Below are 875 nucleotides of genomic sequence, written 5' to 3' on the forward strand. Positions count from 1 at the left end.
CCGCCGGCAGCACGCCACCGCTGTCGCGGCGCTCGACCAGGTGGAGATGGAGGATCGGGTCCGGGCGCAGCTCGTCGCGCTCGCCGATTTCGTCGTCGTACGAGAGAGATGATCGCTATCGACCGCATATAGCTCGCAGTCGCCGGCCGGCACCCACCCGGGGTGCCGGCCGACGGAAGCCCCACGACGGCAGAGATCTCACACTGCAAAAGGGGAAGCCATGACAGCGACAACCGTCCATCCGCCCGAGCCCATCGAACCCGCGACCTTAGCGCTTGCCCGGGAGGCGACGGCGCGGGCCACCCGCCATCTGCTGGACCGCCAGGACGAACAGGGCTGGTGGAAGGGCGACCTGGAGACCAACGTCACCATGGACGCCGAGGACCTGCTGCTCCGCCAGTTCCTCTCCATCCAGGACCCGGCCACCTTCGAAGCCGCCGCCCGCTATCTCCGCTCCGAGCAGCGCGAGGACGGCACCTGGGCCACCTTCCACGGCGGCCCCCCGGAGCTCTCCGCCACCATCGAGGCGTACGTCGGGCTGCGGCTGGCCGGAGACCGGCCCGACGCGCCCCATATGGCCGCCGCCTCCGCGTGGGTGCGCGACCACGGTGGCATCGCGAAGAGCCGGGTGTTCACCCGCATCTGGCTGGCGCTGTTCGGCTGGTGGAAGTGGGAGGACCTGCCCGAGCTGCCGCCGGAGATCATCTACTTTCCGAAGTGGCTGCCGCTCAACATCTACGACTTCGGCTGCTGGGCGCGGCAGACCATCGTGCCGCTCACCGTCGTCTCGGCCAAGCGCCCCGTACGGCCCGCGCCGTTCCCCCTCGACGAGCTCCACACCGACCCCCGGCGGCCCAACCCGCCGTCCGCACCCG

At 70.7% G+C, this 875-nt stretch carries 2 pseudogenes; both read left to right on the plus strand.

The annotated features are described in order from the left end of the window. A pseudogene (locus CCN51_RS59000) lies at positions 1-112 on the plus strand (polyprenyl synthetase family protein); the annotation flags it as partial. A 108-nt stretch (positions 113-220) separates the two neighbouring features. Further along, positions 221-875, plus strand: a pseudogene (locus tag CCN51_RS52140) (prenyltransferase/squalene oxidase repeat-containing protein); the annotation flags it as partial.

The sequence above is a fragment of the Streptomyces milbemycinicus genome (genome assembly GCF_002154605.1).
Classification (GTDB): domain Bacteria; phylum Actinomycetota; class Actinomycetes; order Streptomycetales; family Streptomycetaceae; genus Streptomyces; species Streptomyces milbemycinicus.